Raw genomic sequence first — 19,878 nt, 5'->3', positions numbered from 1 at the left:
TGATTCTGGAAAAAGGCTGTTTTTATTTTTCTTGTTTTTCTTGTTCGGAAATCTCACCTTGGACTTCTTCTAGCATGGCTTTTAGTTCAAGCTCTTTTTGCCTCAGCACCACCAGATCTTCTTGGATCTCATCCTTTTTCTCTTCCTCAGGTGGTCGAATGACGAAATTGATCGATAGGGCAACTAACGTGCCGATAAAGGTGTCCAATACACGGTCTAAGGCGAAGATGATCGATTCCCCTTGAGGGACACTGGAAGTGATCAAAAGCATCGTCGCAATAGCAGAGATAATGCCAGAATTGTTATTGATGCCATCTGAAAAAACGATGACAAAAATGACTAGCGCTGGCAAGACAAACAATTCGATCAGAAAGTCATTTTGAAAATATTGCTTCGTCAAAAAGTAAAAAATGGCTGTACCGCCGCCGATCGTATTTCCTAATACCCGTGACTTACCAAAAGAGATCGTTGTGGTCAGGTCTTGTCGCAAAGAAAAGACAGCCGACAAGGCAGCAATCAATGGTTGGCCACGATCAAGAAAATGAAAGAGCAGAATACAAAGCATGACAGCAATGGCTGTTTTTATCGTTCGCATACCCAAGCGAAAACGCCCCAGTTTCATGGTCAAATGCCCCCTTTACTTAATCATACCCAAAGCAGTTGAGAAATTCTAGTCTTATTCCTCACAATTTAGTATACTTTTCACAGGAGGTGACAAAAATGAAAATCGGAATGAGGACCGTGAAAACGGCGATTGCTGCTGGTTTATCAATGTTTCTGGCACAACAGATCGGTCTTTTGTATGCGCCAGCCGCAGGGATCATCGCCATTTTAAGCGTCGGTAATACAAAGAAAACGTCACTTTTTACGGGAATCGGGCGTTTGATCTCTTTGGCGATCGCAACGCTCTTAGCTTTTGTCAGCTTCCATTTATTAGGCTTTGGGCCGATAGGATTTGTTCTTTTTCTCTTTCTCTTTATCCCAACCGCTGTCTATTTCAATTTGACCGATGGGATCGTCGTCAATTCTGTCTTGGTGACCCATTATATGATGGAACGTTCGTTTGCTTGGCCACTGATTGGGAATGCTTTTTTATTGATGAGTATTGGCATTGGCTTTGCACTTTTGTTCAATTTATATATGCCAGATGGCGAACGAGCATTGAAAGAAAGACAGCAATTAGTGGAAGAAACGTTTAAAAATCTTTTAAAAGACATGTCGATTGCCTTAACTAAAAAAGAAAAGGCGACGCTTCCCCAGGTCTGCCAAACGCTTTTGGGGGATATCAAGCAAGGCAAACAACAAGCAATGGTGCATAGTGAAAATCAATGGCGAGGAGAAGCCTCCTATTATGAAGAGTACTTTACCATGCGCCAAAGTCAGGCACGCTTACTCTTAGAAATGGTTGACTTATTGCAGTTGTTTTGGGTAGAAGAAGCCTATACAAATGCGTTTCAAGAGTTGCTATCCTTTACTGCCGAGTCCTTTCACGAAAATAACGATGGGAAAGAGATATTGGCAAAAATTGCTGCGCTTTATGAAGATTATCGACAAAAGCCATTGCCCAAAACAAGAGCAGAGTTTGAAAATCGCGCTCAGCTGTTTCAGTTTCTGCAAACCTTTAAAAGTTTTATTGAAATCAAAGCCGACTTTTCTAATCAAATGCAAACAATGGCACGCTAAAAAAAGACTCCTAAAAAGGAGTCTTTTTCATTTTACTGCTGTTCCCAAAAAGCTTGCATTTGATCAAGAACGTCAATGACATCGGTGGTCAAATGGATCGATCCTTCGATCTCGCCATCGATGGCTTTGATCATATTGGCAATTTCATAATTAAGGGCTTGACTGCTTTCGCCAGCTTCAATCACTTCATTTGTTCCATCTCGGAAATGGATCACGGCTTTGTCCGCACGAGGGTATTCATCTACGGTAATGTATCCTTCTTCGAAAGCGACGATACCGGTTTTAGGCATTTTCGCTTGAAAAGTCAGCGTGACACTAGCCATTTCATCGGCTGGATTTTGTAGGATCGTGACTGATTGTTCATCCACACCTGTAGAGAAGGGCTTCATGCTGCTAAACGTCACTTCTGGTGTATCCGTCATGAAAAAGCGGGCAAATGAAACAGCATACGTACCGATATCCAATAAAGCACCGCCGCCTAAATCTGGATTGAAGAAACGATTGCTTGGGTCTGGATCTTTGTAGCTGCCAAATGGTGCTTGGATCATTTTTAATTTTCCTAAGCGTCCGGCATCGATCTCTTCTTTCAACCGAGCATAAACCGGCATATTGAAAATCGTCATTGCTTCTTCTAAGATTAGGTTTTTTTCTTTGGCTAAGGCTAGTTCTTCCGCTAGCTCATCGGCACTGGTGGTGATGGCTTTTTCGCAGAGGACATGTTTTCCTGCCATCAGAGCTTTCATAATAAATTCATGATGAAGATCATTAGGTACTGCAATATAAACAATATCGATTTGCGGATCTTCTAACATGGCATCTGTGCTTTCATAGGCATGGGGAATAGAGTGTTTCTCAGCAAATGCTTGGACTTTAGGGAAACTCCGGGCACTGACCCCATATAGTTCACTTGCTTCATTAGAAAAGCCAGCAGCAAATTGCGTTGCGATATCTCCGAGGCCAATCATTCCCCAACGGTATTTTTTCATCATTGATCATCTCCTTCGTATTTAGTATAACAAAAGAAATCAATTCTTTAAAATAATCAAAAACAATCGCAAAAAGTTTCCATTACGGCTGACTTTCAGTAAAATATAGAAGAGGAGGGATAACATATGCATAATGTATCAATTGCAATTATTTTAAATACCATCATCGAGCAATACGCATCAGAAAAACAGTTTTATGAAACACAATTAGGCATCACCGAGGAGCAATGGGAGGCATGGAAAAATGGCACAATGAGTCTGTCACCTGCTGAAAATCAGAAAGTGAAGCTGCTGTTTTCAGATTATGAATGGATGTTGATCCAAAAAATCATTCGGCAAACCGTCATTTATCCAGAAAAACGCAATCAAGCGGTCGTCGAGTTCAAAAAAATGAAGACTCAAATCGCCAGAACGTGGTTAGCAAGCGATTTAGCGAAAGTCGAATTGTTAACAGAATCTGAAGAAACAGCCCAATACCTTGATTTGAGAGTCAGTATTACGTATGATGAGTGGGGTTATGATGATATACTAAACTTCCGATTGCCCGCTTTTGTTCAGCAGCAAATTCGCAATGAAAAAATCGAACTGTTGGAGTGGGTCAAAGAAAATCTGGAAGAAACTTACAACTAAAGGTAGGATATTTTTTGAAAAAGTATTATGGAATGGCTGCGGCGGCGGGCTTCTTGTTTCTGGTTCTTTTAACCATTCAAGTGAACCGAGTGACCGCAGTCACCCCAACAAAGAGTGCAAGTATCGCTCGTTCAACAGATCAAGCATCAACGGGTGAAACAACAGAAACAAATGAAAAAGAGCCAAATGGGAACACGCAAGAGTCACAAGAACAAGCAAGTGCTAGTGATGAAGTGAACGAAGAGGATTTTCCAACTGTTTCATTGGATGATTGGTCATTGGTTTTGGTAGGCCCAAACAATAAAATCAAAAGCGAAATTGCCCAAAAAGATTTAGGGAAATTGTCGAATGGCTATCTCGTCGATCAACGCATCGTTTCAGCTTATGAAAAGCTGGCAGATGCCGCAAAAGCTGCAGGACATCCTTTGGTGATGGTCTCTGCCTACCGTTCAGTAGCGTATCAAGAGGAGATATTCAATGCCAATGTCAACACCCTGATGAGTCAAGGTCATACAAAAGAAGAAGCAATTCGTATCACGAAACTGACCTTTACTGAGCCTGGCTATAGCGAACACCATACTGGGCTTGCTGTTGATGTTGTGGATCAGGATTGGTATCAAAATCATACAGGAGAACTGCTCAATGAGGGGTTCGGTGATACTGAGGGTGGAAAATGGCTACAAGCTCATGCAAGGGAGTATGGGTTTATCATCCGTTACCCGAAAGGAAAACATGCTATTACGCAAATCGATTATGAGCCTTGGCATCTACGATATGTAGGGGTCGAAGTGGCAACCTACATTGAGGAGCAGGAGTTGACCTTTGAAGAGTTTCTGGAAGAAGCAAAAGAACACATCGCTCGAAAAGAAGCAGAACTGTCCTCTCACGAATGGGAAGATCCTCTGGCAGAGGACTGGATCTATGAGGGTTCTCTTGCTAAAAGTCAAGAAAGCAGTGAGCTTACACAAGATGAGTTGTTGCTGAATGGAGGCAATTTGTTTTCTGAAAATGTGTTTAGTCAGACAAAGGAAGTGAAAAAATGAGCGCAAGACGAAAAAAACAGAAGACTCGTTTCCCATTAGTCTTTCTAGGGTTATTCTTGATTGGGATTGCTTTTATTTTTTCCTTAAATAGTTTGGCAGCCCCCCTTCCCAAAGAGGAAGAAACAAACACGGAAGCCATCTCCCATGAAGAATTTATTGATCGCATCGCTCCTTACGCACAAGAACTGCAAAAGGGCTACGGGATTTTACCAAGTATCATTATTGGACAGGCAATCCTTGAATCAGATTGGGGTCAAAGTTCTCTAGCCAGTGAATACAATAATTTATTTGGAATTAAGTCGTTTGGCCATTCAAAAAAGGTGACATTAGATACCCAAGAGTTTTATAATGGAGAATGGGTCACGATTCAAGGAGATTTTCGTGTCTATGATACTTGGGAAGAATCAATGGATGATCATACGATGTTGTTTGTAAATGGTGTGGATTGGAATCCTGCACTTTATGTAAATGTCTTGACAGCAAACGACTACCGCAGTGCCGCACAAGCATTACAAGATGCAGGGTATGCAACGGATCCGGATTATGCCAGCAAAATCATTCAAGTAATTGAAACCTACCAATTGAATCGATTTGATCAATAAGAAAAGAGAGTTGGCTGCTTATGGAAGAAAAATATATGCCAAAAATCACCACCGATTTGCGCAAAGATATCGTGAAAGTGCCTAAAGTTATTCGAGAGGCTAGCGGTATTCAAATATTTGGAAAACAAATCCGCTCCATTATTTTCACAACGGATATTGCGATCATCCGCAATACAAATGCGGATGCTGTGATTGCGGTCTATCCCTTTACACCACACCCAGCAATTACGAAAGCAATCATCGAAGCAGCGGACATTCCAGTGTTTTCTGGTGTCGGCGGGGGCTTGACCCAAGGATTTCGCTCGTCTTATATGAGCATGTTTGCTGAAGCCCAAGGGTCGATCGGGGTCGTCTTAAACGGACCAACGCCACTGAAAACTGTAGAGCAGGTCTGTAAAGTTGTAGATATTCCCGTTATCAGTACCGTAACGAGTAAGTATACCGAAATTGATGCCAAGCTTGAAGCTGGTGTGAAAGTCATCAATATCAGTGCTGGCAAGGACACAGCAGATACCGTGGCTTTCTTCCGTAAAAAATATCCGAAGCTGCCGATCATCGCAACCGGTGGACCAACCGATGAAAGCATCTTAGAAACGATTGAAGCAGGCGCTAATGCCATCACCTACACGCCGCCGTCCAATGGGGAGCTTTTCAGTAAAAAGATGGAACACTATCGCGATATGGAGAAGCCAGAGTAGGAAATGATCCACAAATGAGAATATTTTTATTTATAAAGGGCATTCCATGCTTGTGTTTTTAATCAAAGACAGGCATAATCGAATCTATCATTTAAAAATTACTTGTATATCGTCGAAATATGGTCGACAGTCTCTACCCGATACCGTAAATATCGGACTATAAGTAAAAATCGTGCCTGTTAGACACTTTTTTTGCTTTGGCAAAAAGAGTGTCTTTTTTTTCAGGATGGAATAGAAAGGAACGAGGAGAGCTAGGATGGAAAAATTAGTTGAGCGTATCAAAACACACGGAAATGTGCTGGGCGAAGGGGTTCTTAAAGTGGACCAATTTTTGACCCACCAAGTGGATTATGAGTTGATGAAAGAAATCGGTGCAGTCTTCGCGGAACGGTTTCAAGGAAGCGGCATCACAAAAGTAGTGACCATCGAAGCTTCAGGGATCGCACCAGCCCTTTATACTGCAGAACAGTTACAAGTACCAATGATCTTTGCCCGTAAAGCAAAGAGTTTGACGATGGATGAAGAGCTGCTGACTGCATCTGTCTATTCCTTTACCAAGCAAGTGACCAGCCAAGTATCGATTTCCAAGAAATTTTTGTCTTCAGAGGATACAGTCTTGATTATTGATGATTTTTTAGCAAACGGACAAGCAGCAAAAGGGTTGATCGAACTGTGTCAACAAGCAGGAGCCAACGTCGTCGGTATCGGTATCGTGATTGAAAAATCATTCCAAAGTGGTCGACAATTACTTGAAGAAATGGGGATTCCTGTTGTTTCACTAGCACGGATCGCCTCATTGTCTGAGGGACAAGTCAGCTTTTTAGAAGGAGATGCCTAATGAAAGAAACGAATAGCCGTTCAGCAGTTTTAGGCTTGCAACATTTGCTAGCGATGTATGCAGGAGCTGTTGCCGTTCCTTTGCTGATTGGAACAGGCCTCGGCTTTAATGAAGCGCAGATGACGTATTTGATATCGATCGATATTTTCATGTGCGGAATTGCTACGCTTTTGCAATTAGTCGTCACCCGCTTTTTTGGGATCGGCCTACCAGTCGTTTTAGGCTGTGCCATCCAAGCTGTCTCCCCATTGATTTTGATCGGCACCAAATCGGGAATCAGTGCGATTTACGGAGCGATCATCGCCGCCGGGATTTTCATTGTTCTGATCGCCGGCATTTTTTCGAAAATCAAAGTTTTGTTTCCACCATTGGTGACGGGAACGGTGATTACCGTCATCGGTTTGACCTTGATTCCAGTCGCCATCACTAAAATCGGTGGAGGGGATGCCGCAGCTGCTAACTTTGGTGATCCAACGAATTTATTGTTAGGTTTTGTAACGATTGCCTTGATCATTGGGGTGCAGGTGTTTGGGAAAGGCTTTATTCGCTCGATTGCCGTTTTGATCGGTTTGATCGGTGGGACTATTTTAGCAGCATTATTAGGCTTGGTGGATCTTTCTGCCATCGCCCATGCGCCTGTGTTTCATTTGCCTCAGCCTTTTTATTTCGGCTTACCAACCTTTGATTTGTGGTCGATCGTTTTGATGATCATTATTTCCATCGTGAGTCTAGTAGAGTCCACTGGCGTTTATTTTGCACTTGGAGATATTACTGAAAAACCGATTACAGGCAATGACTTAAAGCGCGGCTATCGTGCGGAAGGCTTGGCGGTGATCCTTGGTGGGATCTTCAATACATTTCCTTATACTGGATTTTCACAAAACGTAGGTTTGGTTCAACTTTCAGGCATTAAGACTCGTCGCCCGATTTTCTTTTCAGCAATCTTTTTGATCGTATTAGGGCTGTTTCCAAAAGTTGGTGCCATCGCACAGATCATTCCAGAAGCAGTACTGGGAGGCGGCATGTTAGTGATGTTTGGCATGGTCGCTGTTCAAGGGATGCGAATGCTGAGCAAAGTTGATTTTATGAATGACAAGAACTTGTTAGTGATTGCGGTATCGATTGGTTTTGGTTTAGGATTCAATATGATGCCAACCTTATTCAGTCAGATGCCTGAAACCGTTCAAATGTTTACAGGCAATGGGATCGTCATGAGTAGTTTGACAGCCATTGTTTTGAATCTGTTCTTCAATGGATTGCCGAAAGAAACAGACGAAGTGACGGAATTGAGCTTGCAACAGTAAGTTGATTTGATCCAGACGAGGATTCGTCTGGATTTTTTGTATTGTTCCTTTATTTGTCTTATTATCGGCTATCTCACGTGTTGAATACATAACTTTGAGAGAAAAACGAACAATGGTAAGTAAATTTTGTTAATAGTTCGAAAATATTTTGACATTGCTCGGGCAACTCGTTACTATTTAGAGGTGAAAGTGAATGTTAGCAGAGCCGTGTGACTTCGGGATATCTCAGACGCCGCAACGAACTGCTGCTAACAAACTAATTTCGTGAAAAATACTTCTGAGCTTGTTTCAGAAGAAACTAGTAAAAAATCGTTGGAGGGAAAATCAAATGAAACCAGCAGTTGCAGTGATTATGGGGAGCAAGTCAGATTGGGAAACAATGAAGGAGTGCTGCTTGATTTTAGATGAGTTAGCGATACCTTATCAGAAAAAAGTCGTTTCGGCACATCGTACACCAGATTTGATGTTCGAATTTGCCGAAACTGCTCGTGCAGAAGGAATCAAAGTCATTGTCGCAGGAGCAGGAGGAGCAGCTCATTTGCCAGGAATGGTAGCAGCGAAAACAACGTTGCCCGTCATTGGTGTACCTGTACAATCTCGCGCATTAAACGGGTTGGATTCCCTTTTATCGATCGTGCAAATGCCGGGTGGTGTACCAGTAGCAACAACGGCGATCGGAAAAGCTGGCGCAACTAACGCAGGACTACTTGCAGCCCAGATGCTTTCCATGTATGATTTAGAGATAGCGGAGAAATTAGACGCACGAAGAAATACATTAAAAGAAATCGTATTGGAAAGTAGTGATCAACTTGATTAAACCTTTAATGCCCAACGCAACGATCGGAATCGTTGGCGGAGGACAGCTAGGTCGTATGATGGCAATGAGTGCCAAAGAAATGGGCTTTCGGGTTGGCGTTTTAGACCCTACTGCCAATTGTCCAACAGCCCAAGTCGCTGATTGGCATATTGTTGCTGCCTATGATGATGTGTTTGCTTTAGAAGAAATGGCTCGACGTGCCGATGTAATCACCTATGAATTTGAAAATGTCAGTGTTGAAGCATTGAACTCTATTTTGCCTTACTCCCATATCCCTCAAGGCACCGATTTGTTAGCAATCACTCAAGATCGTTTATTAGAGAAGTCATTTTTAGAGGCAAACAATATCGTGATTGCACCTTATGCCACGATCATCAGCCCGACAGACATCCAAGATGCCATCGACAGCATTGGTTACCCTTGTGTATTAAAAACCACTAGAGGCGGCTATGACGGAAAAGGACAGCACGTGCTTTACAGTACGGCTGATTTGGCGCCTTCCATGAATTTACTTCGCGAAGGAACTTGCGAATTAGAAGCATGGATTCCTTTTGAAAAAGAATTATCGATTTTAGTTGCCGGCAATGGAGAAACCTTTACCACTTTCCCAGTGGTAGAAAACATCCACCGCAACAATATTTTGCATCAAACGATTGCTCCTGCGCGCATTGATCCAGAAGTTGCCGAAGAAGCCAAACGGATCGCTCATATTATTGCGAAGGCCTTGGATCTGCAAGGCGTTTTAGCCATCGAAATGTTCTTGACTAAAAGCGGCGGCTTGTATGTCAATGAGTTGGCACCGCGACCGCATAATTCTGGTCACTATTCGATCGAAGCTTGTTCCATGAGTCAGTTTGATGCCCATATCCGGGGGATCTGTGGCTGGCCATTACCAGAAGTGTCATTGCTTTCACCAGCAGTCATGGTCAATGTCTTAGGCGATGAATTGACAGAAACCTATGAGTTGATTGCCACAAAACCTGCTTGGCAATTTCATTACTATGGCAAAGAAGAAGCAAAAACCGGTCGCAAAATGGGGCATATCACTGTTTTGACGGAAGATATTGCAGAAACCACTGAAGAAATCTATCAAACCAATATTTGGGATTAAAGGAGATAAAAACATGTTAGAGCGTTATACAAGACCAGAAATGGGTGCTATTTGGACCGATCAAAATCGCTACCAAGCGTGGCTAGAAGTAGAGATTTTAGCTGATGAAGCTTGGGCGGAATTAGGTGAGATACCAAAAGAGGATGTTGCTTTGATTCGTGAAAAAGCAACCTTCGATATCGACCGTATCTTAGAGATCGAAGCGCAAACGCGACATGATGTGGTTGCTTTTACCCGAGCAGTCTCTGAATCTTTGGGTGATGAAAGTAAATGGGTCCACTACGGCTTGACGTCGACGGATGTTGTTGATACGGCGTATGGCTACTTGATGAAGCAAGCCAACGATTTGATTCGGGAAGATTTAAATCGTTTTGTGACGATCATTGGTGAAAAAGCCAAAGAATACAAACATACCGTGATGATGGGACGTACCCATGGTGTTCATGCGGAACCAACGACCTTTGGCTTGAAATTAGCCTTATGGTATGCGGAAATGAAACGCAATGTCGAACGTTTTGAGCGGGCAGCAAAAGGGGTCGAAGCAGGAAAGATCAGCGGAGCAGTTGGAACCTTTGCAAATATTCCACCGTTTGTCGAAGAGTATGTCTGTGAAAAATTAGGGATTCGTGCACAAGATATTTCCACACAAGTGCTACCTCGTGACCTACATGCAGAGTATTTCTCTGCAATGGCGTTGATCGCAACGAGCATTGAGAAATTTGCCACCGAAATCCGGGGCTTACAAAAATCAGAAACCCGAGAAGTTGAAGAATTCTTCGCCAAAGGACAAAAAGGTTCTTCTGCCATGCCCCATAAGCGTAACCCAATCGGTTCTGAAAATATGGCGGGACTTGCACGAGTCGTTCGCGGCCATATGGTGACAGCTTATGAAAATGTCTCACTGTGGCATGAACGGGATATCTCACATTCATCGGCAGAACGGATCATTATTCCAGATACGACGATTTTGATCGATTATATGTTGAATCGCTTTGGGAATATCGTCAAAAATCTGACTGTTTTCCCAGAGAATATGAAGCGCAATATGAATGCGACCTTTGGATTGATCTACAGCCAACGAGTGATGTTGAAATTGATCGATCACGGTATGACAAGAGAGCAAGCCTATGACTTGGTTCAGCCAAAAACAGCGCAAGCTTGGGATGAGCAAACGGATTTCCGTCCACTATTAGAAGCTGATCCAGCCATTACGGATGTGTTGTCCAAAGCAGACTTAGACGATGCGTTTGATTACAACCATCATTTAAAACAAGTCGACACGATCTTTGAACGTGTCGGTTTAGCCGAATAAGAAAAAAGCCGCAACCTTCAGATCCTTGTCTGAAGGTTGCGGCTTTTTTTAATAATGTTCAGCTAAGTAGGTCAATAGCTCAGGTGCTAAACCAGTTGCTGATTGGTTTTCTTGACGATCTTCTAGCATGGAGACCATCAGAAATCCTTGGTCTTGCGAATCAAAGGCAAATAAGAAGCTGTTTTCCTGGCCTTTTTCATCTTGCTTTTCTTTGATTTCAGCTGTTCCTGTCTTAGCAGCTAATGGCATGTTTAATGCTGCCAAGGAATGTGCAGTTCCGTTTGGATCGGAAACAACGGCGGTCAAATCTTGATTGATTTGATCGATCGTTTCTGCTTTAAAGACTTCTTTGTCTTTTTGCTCTGCCTCTTTCACTAAACGGGGATAGACCAGCTTCCCTTGATTCGCAAAGACGGAGTAAATAGCCGCTTGCTGGATTGGATTCAATAGCAATTCTCCTTGGCCATAGCCGGTATCTGCCAGTAAAATGTCCGAATTGAAGGAGTCTTCATTTGAAATTTGAGCAGGATTCATCGCAATCGGTAAATCCAGTGTTTCACCAAAAATCAACTTCGACAAGCCGTCACGAAAGGCATCTTCGCCCATAGATAAGGTTTGCTGCGCCATATAAATGTTATCAGAGTATACCAGTGCATCCTTGAGATTCACAGAAGCTACATCAGTAACTCTCGTCACAAAGTAGTCGCCCCATGAGCTATCTTTTTGCCATTTCAATCCATCGATCGCGATAGTCTGCGTAGGATCGATCGTGCCATTTTCCAAGCCGATCGCACCAGTGATGGCCTTAAAGGTCGAACCAGGTGCATAGGCCGTAGCAAAGCGGCTGATGAAAGGCAGGTCTTCATTTTGTTCATACGCATCATAATCTTCTTGTGAGATCCCTTGGGTCATTTTATTGGGATCATAACTTGGCGAGCTGGCAAGTACCAACAGATCGCCAGTTTTGGGTTCGGTAACGACCGTTGCTCCTGCTTGGTTTTGTAAGGAGTCAAACGCCGTCTTTTGGGCTTGGGAATCAATAGTCAATTGGATATCCTTGCCATCTGCGCGTTCTTTTTCTAACAGGACGGCTTTCTCAGCACCATCTTCATCTGTGATGGCGATTTTTCCGCCGTTTTCTCCTCGCAACTCTTTATCGAAGGCAGCTTCCAGACCACTACGACCAATTTGTCCGTTGCTTGCTAGTGTTTCATCTTTTTCGATATCTTCCGCTGTTACATTTCCTAAGTAACCAATCAGTTGGGCGGCAGCTTCCCCAAGTGGGTAAGTGCGTCCAGTCGTTTCTTTTAAACTTGTTCCAGTTGGCATTTCATCCGTTGGTTCGATGATCTTCAAGGGGACGAACAACTCATCTTGAACCCAAGATTGCCCCAACGCTTGATTGATGGCTTCTTCTGTCAGGTCGAAACGTTCCGCGATCGCTTTGATATTGGCGTTTTTTTCGTCTCCCGTGCCCAGTTGCCCCGGAACGACGCCTAACTGATAAAGCGTGCCATTTTCTGCTAGTGGTTCGTTGTTTCGGTCGAGAATCTCACCGCGAGTGGCATTATCTACGGAAATACTGACTTTGTCTTGTCCCTCCATTCCTGGAAAGATCAACTGAGGGGACCAATCGATCTTGGCTTCGTTATCAGCTACAGTGATCGTGCCACTATAAGAAAGCTCGGTTAATTCACCTAACGAGGTGGTCAAGGAACCGTTGTATTGGAAATTGAATTGATCGGAATCCTTGTCATTAGGAGTTACCTCAATCCCAGAGGCTTTAAATGATTCGGCACCGATACCAGTGAAGATCGCTTCGTATTTTGCAGAGACTTCGTCTGCGGTAAAGCCGGTTGATGCTAAACTGTCTTCAGACACGAAGGCAGGCAAGTCACTGTACTTCTGATCGGCCAAAGCGTCGATAAAGGAAGTGAGGGCTTTTTTAGCAGCGGCTTCTTCTTGCCGATCCTGATAGACGGTATAACCATAATAGCCGCCGCCTAGTACCAATAAGGCGGCAGGAAGTGCCAACCAGACGAAGCGCTTGGGCTTTTTCGCTGGCTTTTCGTTGCGAGAGCGCCGATTTTCTGACATATTATTGTTCCTCCTTCAAAGCCGTCATACGGGCATGATAAAGCGGCAACAGCGTTTGATAAACTGCTAAAATATCCGCCATCTCAACGTCTTCGATCATTTCTTTCGGAAAAATCTTTCCAATTTGAAGCTCGCTTTTTTTGACTTTCTTCAATCGTTCCAGATAGGTTGGCCACATGGCGATAGGGTGGTGGTCGTATTTTGTGTGATCAGGAGAAAGTGTAAAGTCAGCTGGTAATTGATCGAATAATTCTTTTTGGGCCAACCAAGATTCAGCGATCGTTGCCTGATTTTTCGGTTGGTCGATCACGCTGAGCCAAACAAAGACATACGCTTGATTGATCCCAATTTGAAAGTGGGCATCCATTTTATAGCCTCGTTTGTTCGGACCGATCCCTGCCCAGGTTTCGGCAGGAGGGTAGACGGTTCTGCGTCGGTGCTGAGCAATATGCAAATAAAAAGGCTCTTGGCAGCTTTCTTCAATTAATGGGATCGCTGTCTCACCGATCGTTTGAAAAATCGGCTGAATCTCGGCACGGATTTTTTCCATTCGTTCGTCTAATGTTTCTAAAGAAAAAGCATCAAATGATTGTTTCGTAAATAGCATAATCGTATCCTTTCTGTTGTCTGAAAATAGTATAACAAAAAAAGCCCGATAAATTACGGGCTTTTGTTTATTTTACCTTTTTTTATCGAAGGATACTCAGTCAATTTGCCGCTGGACTCAATTTAAACGTTGGTGTCTGGCTTTGTTCCTTCAAAAGATGCAAAAGATCATCCAAGAAAGAAAAGTCCATTTCTTCTAAATTAAAATAAATCCGAAAAGAATACGTATGTTTAAATAAGCTTTGGCGATGGATTTGATGAATGATCAATTCGTCATTGCGCTCATTTTGAAATTGTAGAACACGCTTTTGTTCTTCGGCATAATGAGGGCGCGCCCCTTTTTTGAAGGGACTGAATAAATAGAAACTTGTTTGTTGGTTGATGGAAAGGATTTGCTGCACGGCCAATAATTCGTTATGGAGCTGTTGTTTTTCTTTGTCTGATAAATGAGCTAAAAAAAGTTCAGCACGATTCTTTAGCGACCACATATAGTACTCCTCCTTGAATGTAGCTACAATACGACCTAAATATAGCATGAAAAAAGAACATTGTAAACGCTTTATAAATCCTTCACTGCTTCTAAAGAGGAATCTGCTTTCAACCAACTAGGTAAAAAGCGAACATTTGTGTTTATTAATATGTAAATGTACAGATAATCGTTGACCCGCTTTTTCTGCGTTGTTAGAATAATAAGCAAATAAAGATGTGTGTCATCGCTATGTGAAAAATATTACTTAACTGAGGTGGATTATGGAATCAGAAGTGCTTCTTTATGAAGGAAAAGCCAAAAAATTGTTTAAAACCAACGAAGAGGATGTATTGAGAGTCGTTTATTTGGATCAAGCTACTGCATTGAATGGTCAAAAGAAAGATGCCGTTGTAGGAAAGGGTGCCTTGAACAATCAGATCACTGCGCATCTTTTTCAGCGGCTAGCCGACAAAAACGTCCCAAGTCACTTTCTTCAATTAGTGTCTAAACACGAACAATTAATTCGAGCTGTCACCATGATTCCTTTAGAAGTCGTTGTTCGCAACACGGCTGCTGGTAGTTTTTCAAAGCGCTTGGGCATCGAAGAAGGAACCAAACTGCCAAAGCCGATCGTAGAGTTTTACTACAAAGAAGATCGCTTGGATGATCCGTTTATCAATGATGATCATGTGTTTTATCTAGGGCTTGCCTCAGAAGAGGAGCTGGACCAGATCAAAACATTGGCGCTGCAAGTCAACGCTGCGTTACTGGAAATCTTTGCGAACATCAACATTCGCTTGATCGATTTTAAAATCGAGATCGGCAAAACCAAAAAGGGCGAGTTGCTTCTGGCTGATGAGATTTCACCAGATACTTGTCGTTTATGGGATATGGGGACAAATGAGCATCTTGATAAAGATGTTTATCGACGTGATTTAGGGGACATCGTTCCTGTTTATGAAGAAGTCTTAAATCGTTTAGAAAAGGAGAATTCAGCATGTATTTAGTCAAAGTTTATGTAACCTATAAGGAATCTGTTTTAGACCCTCAAGGAGAAGCTGTGAAAGGAGCGGTTCATCGCTTGGGGTATCAAGATGTCAGTGATATTCGGATCGGGAAATACTTTGAAATCAAAGTGACACCTTCAAACAATCAAACACAAGCAGCTGTAGCAGAAGAAATCGAAGCGATCTGCGACAAGCTTTTGGCAAATGTCAATATGGAAACCTACCGTTATGAAATGGTTCAAATGGAGGAAGCGGCCCTATGAAATTTGCAGTGATCGTTTTTCCTGGATCAAATTGTGATGTTGATTTGATGTGGGCAATCAAAGATATCATGGGGGCAGAAGCAGAATATGTGCGCCATGATGCAGACAGTTTAGCTGGTTTTGACGGTGTTTTGCTTCCAGGAGGATTTTCTTATGGTGATTACTTAAGATGCGGAGCGATTGCCCGTTTTTCTACGATCATGTCAGAGGTCATTCGTTTGGCAAATGAAGGCAAACCTGTCTTTGGTACCTGCAATGGGTTTCAAATTTTAACGGAAGCGGGCTTGTTACCAGGGGTTTTACAAAGAAATGAATCACTCCATTTTATTTGCAAACCGGTCCGTCTGCAAGTGAATAATCAAACAGCTTTTACTTCTGAGTATGAAACGGATCAAGTCATTACGCTTCCTGTCGCTCATGGTGAGGGCAATTATTATTGTGATGAAACGACTTATCAGGAATTGGTTGCCAACAATCAAATCGTTTTCCGTTATGAAGATAACGTCAACGGCAGCCTACACAACATCGCTGGTATCTGTAATAAAGCTGGCAATGTTCTAGGCATGATGCCTCATCCAGAACGAGCGATGGAAAGCTTATTGGGCTCAGAAGATGGCAAGAAGTTTTTTGCTTCATTATTGAAAAATTTTGGGAAGGTGCCGGTAAATGGATAAAATGATCGTAAAAGAACCTACACCACAAGAAATCAAAGACACGAAATTATACGAGCAATGGGGATTGACCCAAGAAGAATATCGGATGATCTCAGAAGATATTTTGGGACGTTTACCGAACTATACCGAAACTGGACTCTTTTCAGTGATGTGGAGTGAACATTGTTCTTACAAAAATTCCAAACCTGTTTTGCGGAAATTCCCGACAGAAGGGCCGCAAGTACTGCAAGGGCCTGGAGAAGGTGCGGGTATCGTGGATATCGGCGATGATCTAGCCGTCGTTTTTAAAGCGGAAAGCCATAATCATCCTTCTGCGGTGGAACCTTATGAAGGAGCAGCAACTGGTGTTGGTGGGATCATCCGCGACATCTTCAGTATGGGAGCAAGACCGATTGCTGTTTTAGACTCCTTACGATTTGGTGAGTTAGATAATCCAAGAACGAAATATCTTTTGGAAGAAGTCGTTGCTGGAATCAGTGGCTATGGCAACTGTATTGGGATTCCGACCGTCGGTGGTGAAGTGGCATTTGATCCTTGTTATGAAGGCAATCCATTAGTCAATGCGATGTGTGTAGGGATCATTGCCCACAAGGATATTCAAAAAGGGCAGGCCAAAGGTGTTGGAAACACCATCATGTATGTCGGCGCAAAAACAGGACGCGACGGGATACATGGGGCGACTTTTGCATCGGAAGAATTTGTCGAAGGGGAAGAACAACAACGTTCCGCCGTACAAGTCGGTGATCCTTTTATGGAAAAACTTTTGTTGGAAGCTTGTTTGGAATTGATCGTGGATCATTCGGACATTTTAGTCGGAATTCAAGATATGGGTGCTGCTGGATTGGTTTCTTCTAGTGCCGAGATGGCATCAAAAGCCGGATCAGGGTTGCGTTTAACGTTAGATGATGTTCCACAACGAGAAACCAATATGACGCCTTATGAAATGATGTTGTCAGAATCTCAAGAGCGGATGCTGATCTGTGTCAAAAAAGGACATGAAACTGAAGTGGAAGCACTCTTTAAGAAATACGATCTAGAAGCCGTCGTGATCGGTGAAGTAACAGATGATGGCAACTATCGTTTGTTCCATCACGGACAGGAAGTCGCTAATTTGCCAGTAGATGCTTTAGCTGAAGATGCGCCGACTTACTACAAAGAGATGGCAGAACCGAAACGGATCAAAGTGTTTAAGGAAACACCAGACTTTGTTCCAGTGATTCATTCAGCAACGTCTGTATTTGCCGATCTACTGCAGCAGCCGACGATCGCTTCAAAACGCTCGATTTTTGAAACCTACGACTCGCAAGTTCGTACCAATACCGTGGTAGGACCCGGCAGTGATGCCGCTGTTTTACGAATCAAGGGAACCAATAAAGCCTTGGCGATGACGACTGACTGTAATGCTCGTTACCTGTACTTAGATCCAGAAGTCGGCGGACAGATCGCAGTTGCAGAAGCTGCTCGAAATATCGTCGCTTCCGGTGGGCGTCCATTGGCGATCACTGACTGCCTTAACTTCGGCTCGCCAGATAAACCAGAAGGATTCTGGGAGTTATCCACGGCTGCTGACGGGATCTCAGAAGCTTGTCGTGTGCTAGAGACACCAGTCATTTCTGGGAACGTCTCCTTATACAACGAAACGGACGGACAATCGGTCTATCCAACGCCTGTAATTGGGATGGTCGGATTGATCGAAGAGCTGGCGCATATCACGACGCAGCATTTCCAAGCAGCAGGGGATGTGATCTATGTCCTAGGGGAAACCCATGCTGACTTCAATGGATCTGAATTGCAAAAACTGCAGACAGGAAAGATCGCTGGGCGTTTAATGTCCTTTGACCTTGAAACAGAAAAAATGAACCAACAATTGGTTACCGCAGCGATTCAAGCAGGTCTTGTTCAAAGTGCCCACGACTGTGCCGAAGGTGGTTTAGCGATCGCTTTAGCCGAATCCGCTTTTGACAAGGGCTTTGGTCTAAATGTGACCGTGTCATTGCCAGCAGCACAATTGTTTTCAGAAACCCAATCCCGTTTTGTGCTTTCAGTCGCACCTGATAAGCAAGCAGCTTTTGAAGCACTGGTAGGCGCTGCTGCAACAGCGATCGGGGAAGTGACTGCTGATGGCCAGATTCGCATGCAAGCACAAGATGATACGATCGAGATGCCCCTTGCTGAGGCGAAATTGAAATGGGAGGAAGCCATTCCATGTTTAATGAAGTAAAGAGCCTCAACGAGGAATGTGGGGTTTTTGGTGTTTGGGGTCATCCAGATGCCGCTCGTGTCACCTATTTCGGACTACACAGTTTGCAACATCGCGGCCAAGAAGGTGCTGGGATCGTCACGAATGATGCGGGAAAACTCAATGGTCACCGTGATTTAGGGTTGCTAGCGGAAGTGTTTTCGGATGAACGTGTCCTCCAGCGTCTGACAGGAGAGGCTGCCATCGGTCACGTTCGCTACGCAACTGCTGGTAATGGCAGCGTTGATAATATTCAACCATTTTTATTCAAATTTTTTGATCAGCAGATTGGCTTAGCTCATAACGGCAACTTGACGAATGCGAAAAGTCTACGGAAATCCTTAGAAAAGGCTGGTGCGATTTTCCACTCGAATTCCGATACAGAGATTCTCATGCACTTGATCCGTCGCAGCGAAGAACCGCTTTTTATGGATCGGGTCAAGGAGGCATTAAATCAAGTTAAAGGTGGATTTGCGTACCTTTTACTGACCGAAAATGCCATGATCGCAGCACTAGACCCCAATGGCTTTCGGCCATTGTCAATCGGGAAAATGGTCAATGGTGCTTATGTGGTGGCTTCAGAAACCTGTGCGTTGGAAGTCATCGGTGCGGAATTTATTCGTGATGTCCGACCAGGCGAAGTCGTGATCATTGATGATGCAGGCATTCAAATTGAACAGTATACCCAAGAAGTACAACCTGCGATATGTTCGATGGAGTTTATCTATTTTGCCCGTCCTGATTCCAACATCGCTGGGGTCAACGTCCATCGTGCCCGTAAAAATATGGGCCGTCGCTTAGCACAAGAGGCGCCGATCGAAGCGGATATGGTCATTGGTGTACCGAATTCATCCTTATCTGCTGCCAGCGGGTACGCAGAAGCATCAGGTATTCCCTATGAATTAGGCTTAGTAAAAAATCAATACATCGCACGAACGTTTATTCAACCGACGCAGGAGTTAAGGGAACAAGGTGTACGGATGAAGCTCTCAGCTGTTCGTGGCGTAGTCGAAGGCAAACGAGTGATTCTAGTCGACGATTCGATCGTCCGAGGAACCACCAGCCGCCGTATCGTGCAACTGCTAAAAGAAGCAGGTGCCAAAGAAGTTCATGTACGTATCGGTTCGCCGCCTTTGCGCTATCCGTGTTTTTACGGGATCGACATTCAAACAAGAAAAGAATTGATCGCAGCCAAATATACGGAAGCTGAAATTTGTGAAAAAATCGAAGCAGATTCTTTGGCCTTTTTAAGTGAAGACGGGTTGATCGAAGCGATCGGTTTAGATTTTGACGCACCTTACTCAGGCTTATGTATGGCCTATTTCAATGGCGATTATCCAACCCCTTTGTATGATTATGAAGAAAACTATCTCGCGTCTTTAGCTGAATAAATTGTAGGCAAAAATGGTTTTTCAAACGAAGCAGTGAAGGATCGCTGGTTTACTTGCGTTAACGACGAATGAGCTGAATGAAGAAAAGCGGATGAATGATTGAGGAGG

General features: G+C 43.5%; 20 protein-coding genes and 1 riboswitch. Of the genes, 15 read left to right on the top strand and 5 right to left on the bottom strand.

Annotation, left to right across the window (positions count from 1 at the left end; all coding sequences use genetic code 11):
• Window positions 1–22: 22 nt before the first annotated feature.
• Entirely contained in the window at window positions 23–622 is a 600-nt protein-coding gene (locus tag IGI76_RS09655; protein WP_005231932.1) for an FUSC family protein, read from the bottom strand.
• Between the two features lie 98 nt (window positions 623–720).
• On the opposite strand from IGI76_RS09655, the gene IGI76_RS09650 reads away from it, so the two are divergent.
• A complete protein-coding gene (locus IGI76_RS09650; protein ID WP_311902427.1) occupies window positions 721–1,683 on the top strand; it encodes an aromatic acid exporter family protein in 963 nt (320 codons plus the stop codon).
• 32 nt (window positions 1,684–1,715) lie between these two features.
• Here IGI76_RS09650 and IGI76_RS09645 read toward each other — a convergent pair whose 3' ends face one another.
• Window positions 1,716–2,672 carry a Gfo/Idh/MocA family protein gene (locus tag IGI76_RS09645; RefSeq protein ID WP_311902428.1) on the bottom strand — a complete coding sequence of 319 codons (957 nt, stop codon included), beginning with the start codon at window positions 2,670–2,672 and terminating at the stop codon, window positions 1,716–1,718.
• Between the two features lie 123 nt (window positions 2,673–2,795).
• Here IGI76_RS09645 and IGI76_RS09640 point away from each other — a divergent pair, with 123 nt between their 5' ends.
• The 9 genes from IGI76_RS09640 to purB all read left to right on the top strand — a co-directional run bounded on the left by IGI76_RS09640 (window position 2,796) and on the right by purB (window position 11,024).
• Complete coding sequence (locus tag IGI76_RS09640; RefSeq protein ID WP_005229993.1) at window positions 2,796–3,299, top strand: hypothetical protein; 504 nt, start codon at window positions 2,796–2,798, stop codon at window positions 3,297–3,299.
• Between the two features lie 32 nt (window positions 3,300–3,331).
• Complete coding sequence (locus IGI76_RS09635) at window positions 3,332–4,342, top strand: M15 family metallopeptidase (protein WP_034696034.1); 1,011 nt, start codon at window positions 3,332–3,334, stop codon at window positions 4,340–4,342.
• Complete coding sequence (locus tag IGI76_RS09630) at window positions 4,339–4,944, top strand: glycoside hydrolase family 73 protein (RefSeq protein ID WP_311902429.1); 606 nt, start codon at window positions 4,339–4,341, stop codon at window positions 4,942–4,944. Before IGI76_RS09635 ends, IGI76_RS09630 begins: the two co-directional genes overlap by 4 nt.
• Before the next feature lie 20 nt (window positions 4,945–4,964).
• Window positions 4,965–5,642 carry a hypothetical protein gene (locus IGI76_RS09625; RefSeq protein WP_010749577.1) on the top strand — a complete coding sequence of 226 codons (678 nt, stop codon included), beginning with the start codon at window positions 4,965–4,967 and terminating at the stop codon, window positions 5,640–5,642.
• A gap of 82 nt (window positions 5,643–5,724) precedes the next feature.
• Window positions 5,725–5,822, top strand: a riboswitch (purine riboswitch).
• A 76-nt stretch (window positions 5,823–5,898) separates the two neighbouring features.
• On the top strand, window positions 5,899–6,480 hold the full coding sequence (locus IGI76_RS09620) for a xanthine phosphoribosyltransferase (RefSeq protein ID WP_010749578.1): 582 nt from the start codon (window positions 5,899–5,901) through the stop codon (window positions 6,478–6,480).
• Window positions 6,480–7,784 carry a nucleobase:cation symporter-2 family protein gene (locus IGI76_RS09615; protein WP_010749579.1) on the top strand — a complete coding sequence of 435 codons (1,305 nt, stop codon included), beginning with the start codon at window positions 6,480–6,482 and terminating at the stop codon, window positions 7,782–7,784. Before IGI76_RS09620 ends, IGI76_RS09615 begins: the two co-directional genes overlap by 1 nt.
• Before the next feature lie 328 nt (window positions 7,785–8,112).
• Entirely contained in the window at window positions 8,113–8,601 is a 489-nt protein-coding gene (purE, locus tag IGI76_RS09610; protein WP_077453801.1) for a 5-(carboxyamino)imidazole ribonucleotide mutase, read from the top strand.
• A complete protein-coding gene (purK, locus tag IGI76_RS09605; protein ID WP_015509893.1) occupies window positions 8,585–9,712 on the top strand; it encodes a 5-(carboxyamino)imidazole ribonucleotide synthase in 1,128 nt (375 codons plus the stop codon). The genes purE and purK overlap by 17 nt, the downstream gene beginning before the upstream one ends.
• 13 nt (window positions 9,713–9,725) lie before the next feature.
• On the top strand, window positions 9,726–11,024 hold the full coding sequence (purB, locus tag IGI76_RS09600; protein WP_005231933.1) for an adenylosuccinate lyase: 1,299 nt from the start codon (window positions 9,726–9,728) through the stop codon (window positions 11,022–11,024).
• 48 nt (window positions 11,025–11,072) lie between these two features.
• On the opposite strand, the gene pbp4 is transcribed toward purB, so the two are convergent.
• The 3 genes from pbp4 to IGI76_RS09585 form a co-directional block, all read right to left on the bottom strand.
• Window positions 11,073–13,121, bottom strand: coding sequence for a penicillin-binding protein PBP4(5) (gene pbp4 / locus IGI76_RS09595; protein WP_311902431.1), 2,049 nt, complete (start codon window positions 13,119–13,121; stop codon window positions 11,073–11,075).
• 1 nt (window position 13,122) lies between these two features.
• Window positions 13,123–13,728 (bottom strand): DUF1054 domain-containing protein, encoded by a 606-nt coding sequence (locus IGI76_RS09590; protein ID WP_074932671.1) that lies wholly within the window; start codon window positions 13,726–13,728, stop codon window positions 13,123–13,125.
• Between the two features lie 100 nt (window positions 13,729–13,828).
• Window positions 13,829–14,263: a hypothetical protein gene (locus tag IGI76_RS09585; RefSeq protein ID WP_016611022.1), complete on the bottom strand. Its 435-nt coding sequence runs from the start codon at window positions 14,261–14,263 to the stop codon at window positions 13,829–13,831.
• Between the two features lie 214 nt (window positions 14,264–14,477).
• Here IGI76_RS09585 and purC point away from each other — a divergent pair, with 214 nt between their 5' ends.
• Genes purC through purF form a run of 5 tightly spaced genes read left to right on the top strand, consistent with a single transcriptional unit; the run spans window position 14,478 to window position 19,770 of the window.
• Window positions 14,478–15,203: a phosphoribosylaminoimidazolesuccinocarboxamide synthase gene (purC, locus tag IGI76_RS09580; RefSeq protein WP_081116641.1), complete on the top strand. Its 726-nt coding sequence runs from the start codon at window positions 14,478–14,480 to the stop codon at window positions 15,201–15,203.
• Window positions 15,194–15,466: a phosphoribosylformylglycinamidine synthase subunit PurS gene (purS, locus tag IGI76_RS09575; protein ID WP_010749587.1), complete on the top strand. Its 273-nt coding sequence runs from the start codon at window positions 15,194–15,196 to the stop codon at window positions 15,464–15,466. The genes purC and purS overlap by 10 nt, the downstream gene beginning before the upstream one ends.
• The gene (gene purQ, locus IGI76_RS09570) at window positions 15,463–16,140 is read left to right on the top strand and encodes a phosphoribosylformylglycinamidine synthase subunit PurQ (protein WP_010749588.1); all 678 of its coding nucleotides are present in this window, start codon (window positions 15,463–15,465) and stop codon (window positions 16,138–16,140) included. The genes purS and purQ overlap by 4 nt, the downstream gene beginning before the upstream one ends.
• Entirely contained in the window at window positions 16,133–18,361 is a 2,229-nt protein-coding gene (purL, locus tag IGI76_RS09565; protein WP_270275789.1) for a phosphoribosylformylglycinamidine synthase subunit PurL, read from the top strand. Before purQ ends, purL begins: the two co-directional genes overlap by 8 nt.
• Window positions 18,346–19,770: an amidophosphoribosyltransferase gene (gene purF, locus IGI76_RS09560; protein WP_016611027.1), complete on the top strand. Its 1,425-nt coding sequence runs from the start codon at window positions 18,346–18,348 to the stop codon at window positions 19,768–19,770. Before purL ends, purF begins: the two co-directional genes overlap by 16 nt.
• Window positions 19,771–19,878 lie beyond the last annotated feature (108 nt).

This window comes from Enterococcus sp. DIV2449a (genome assembly GCF_051711225.1).
GTDB classification, from domain to species: Bacteria; Bacillota; Bacilli; order Lactobacillales; family Enterococcaceae; genus Enterococcus_D; species Enterococcus_D casseliflavus.
The sequence above is the reverse complement of the archived record's forward strand: the minus strand, read 5'-3'. Positions and strand labels throughout refer to the sequence as shown.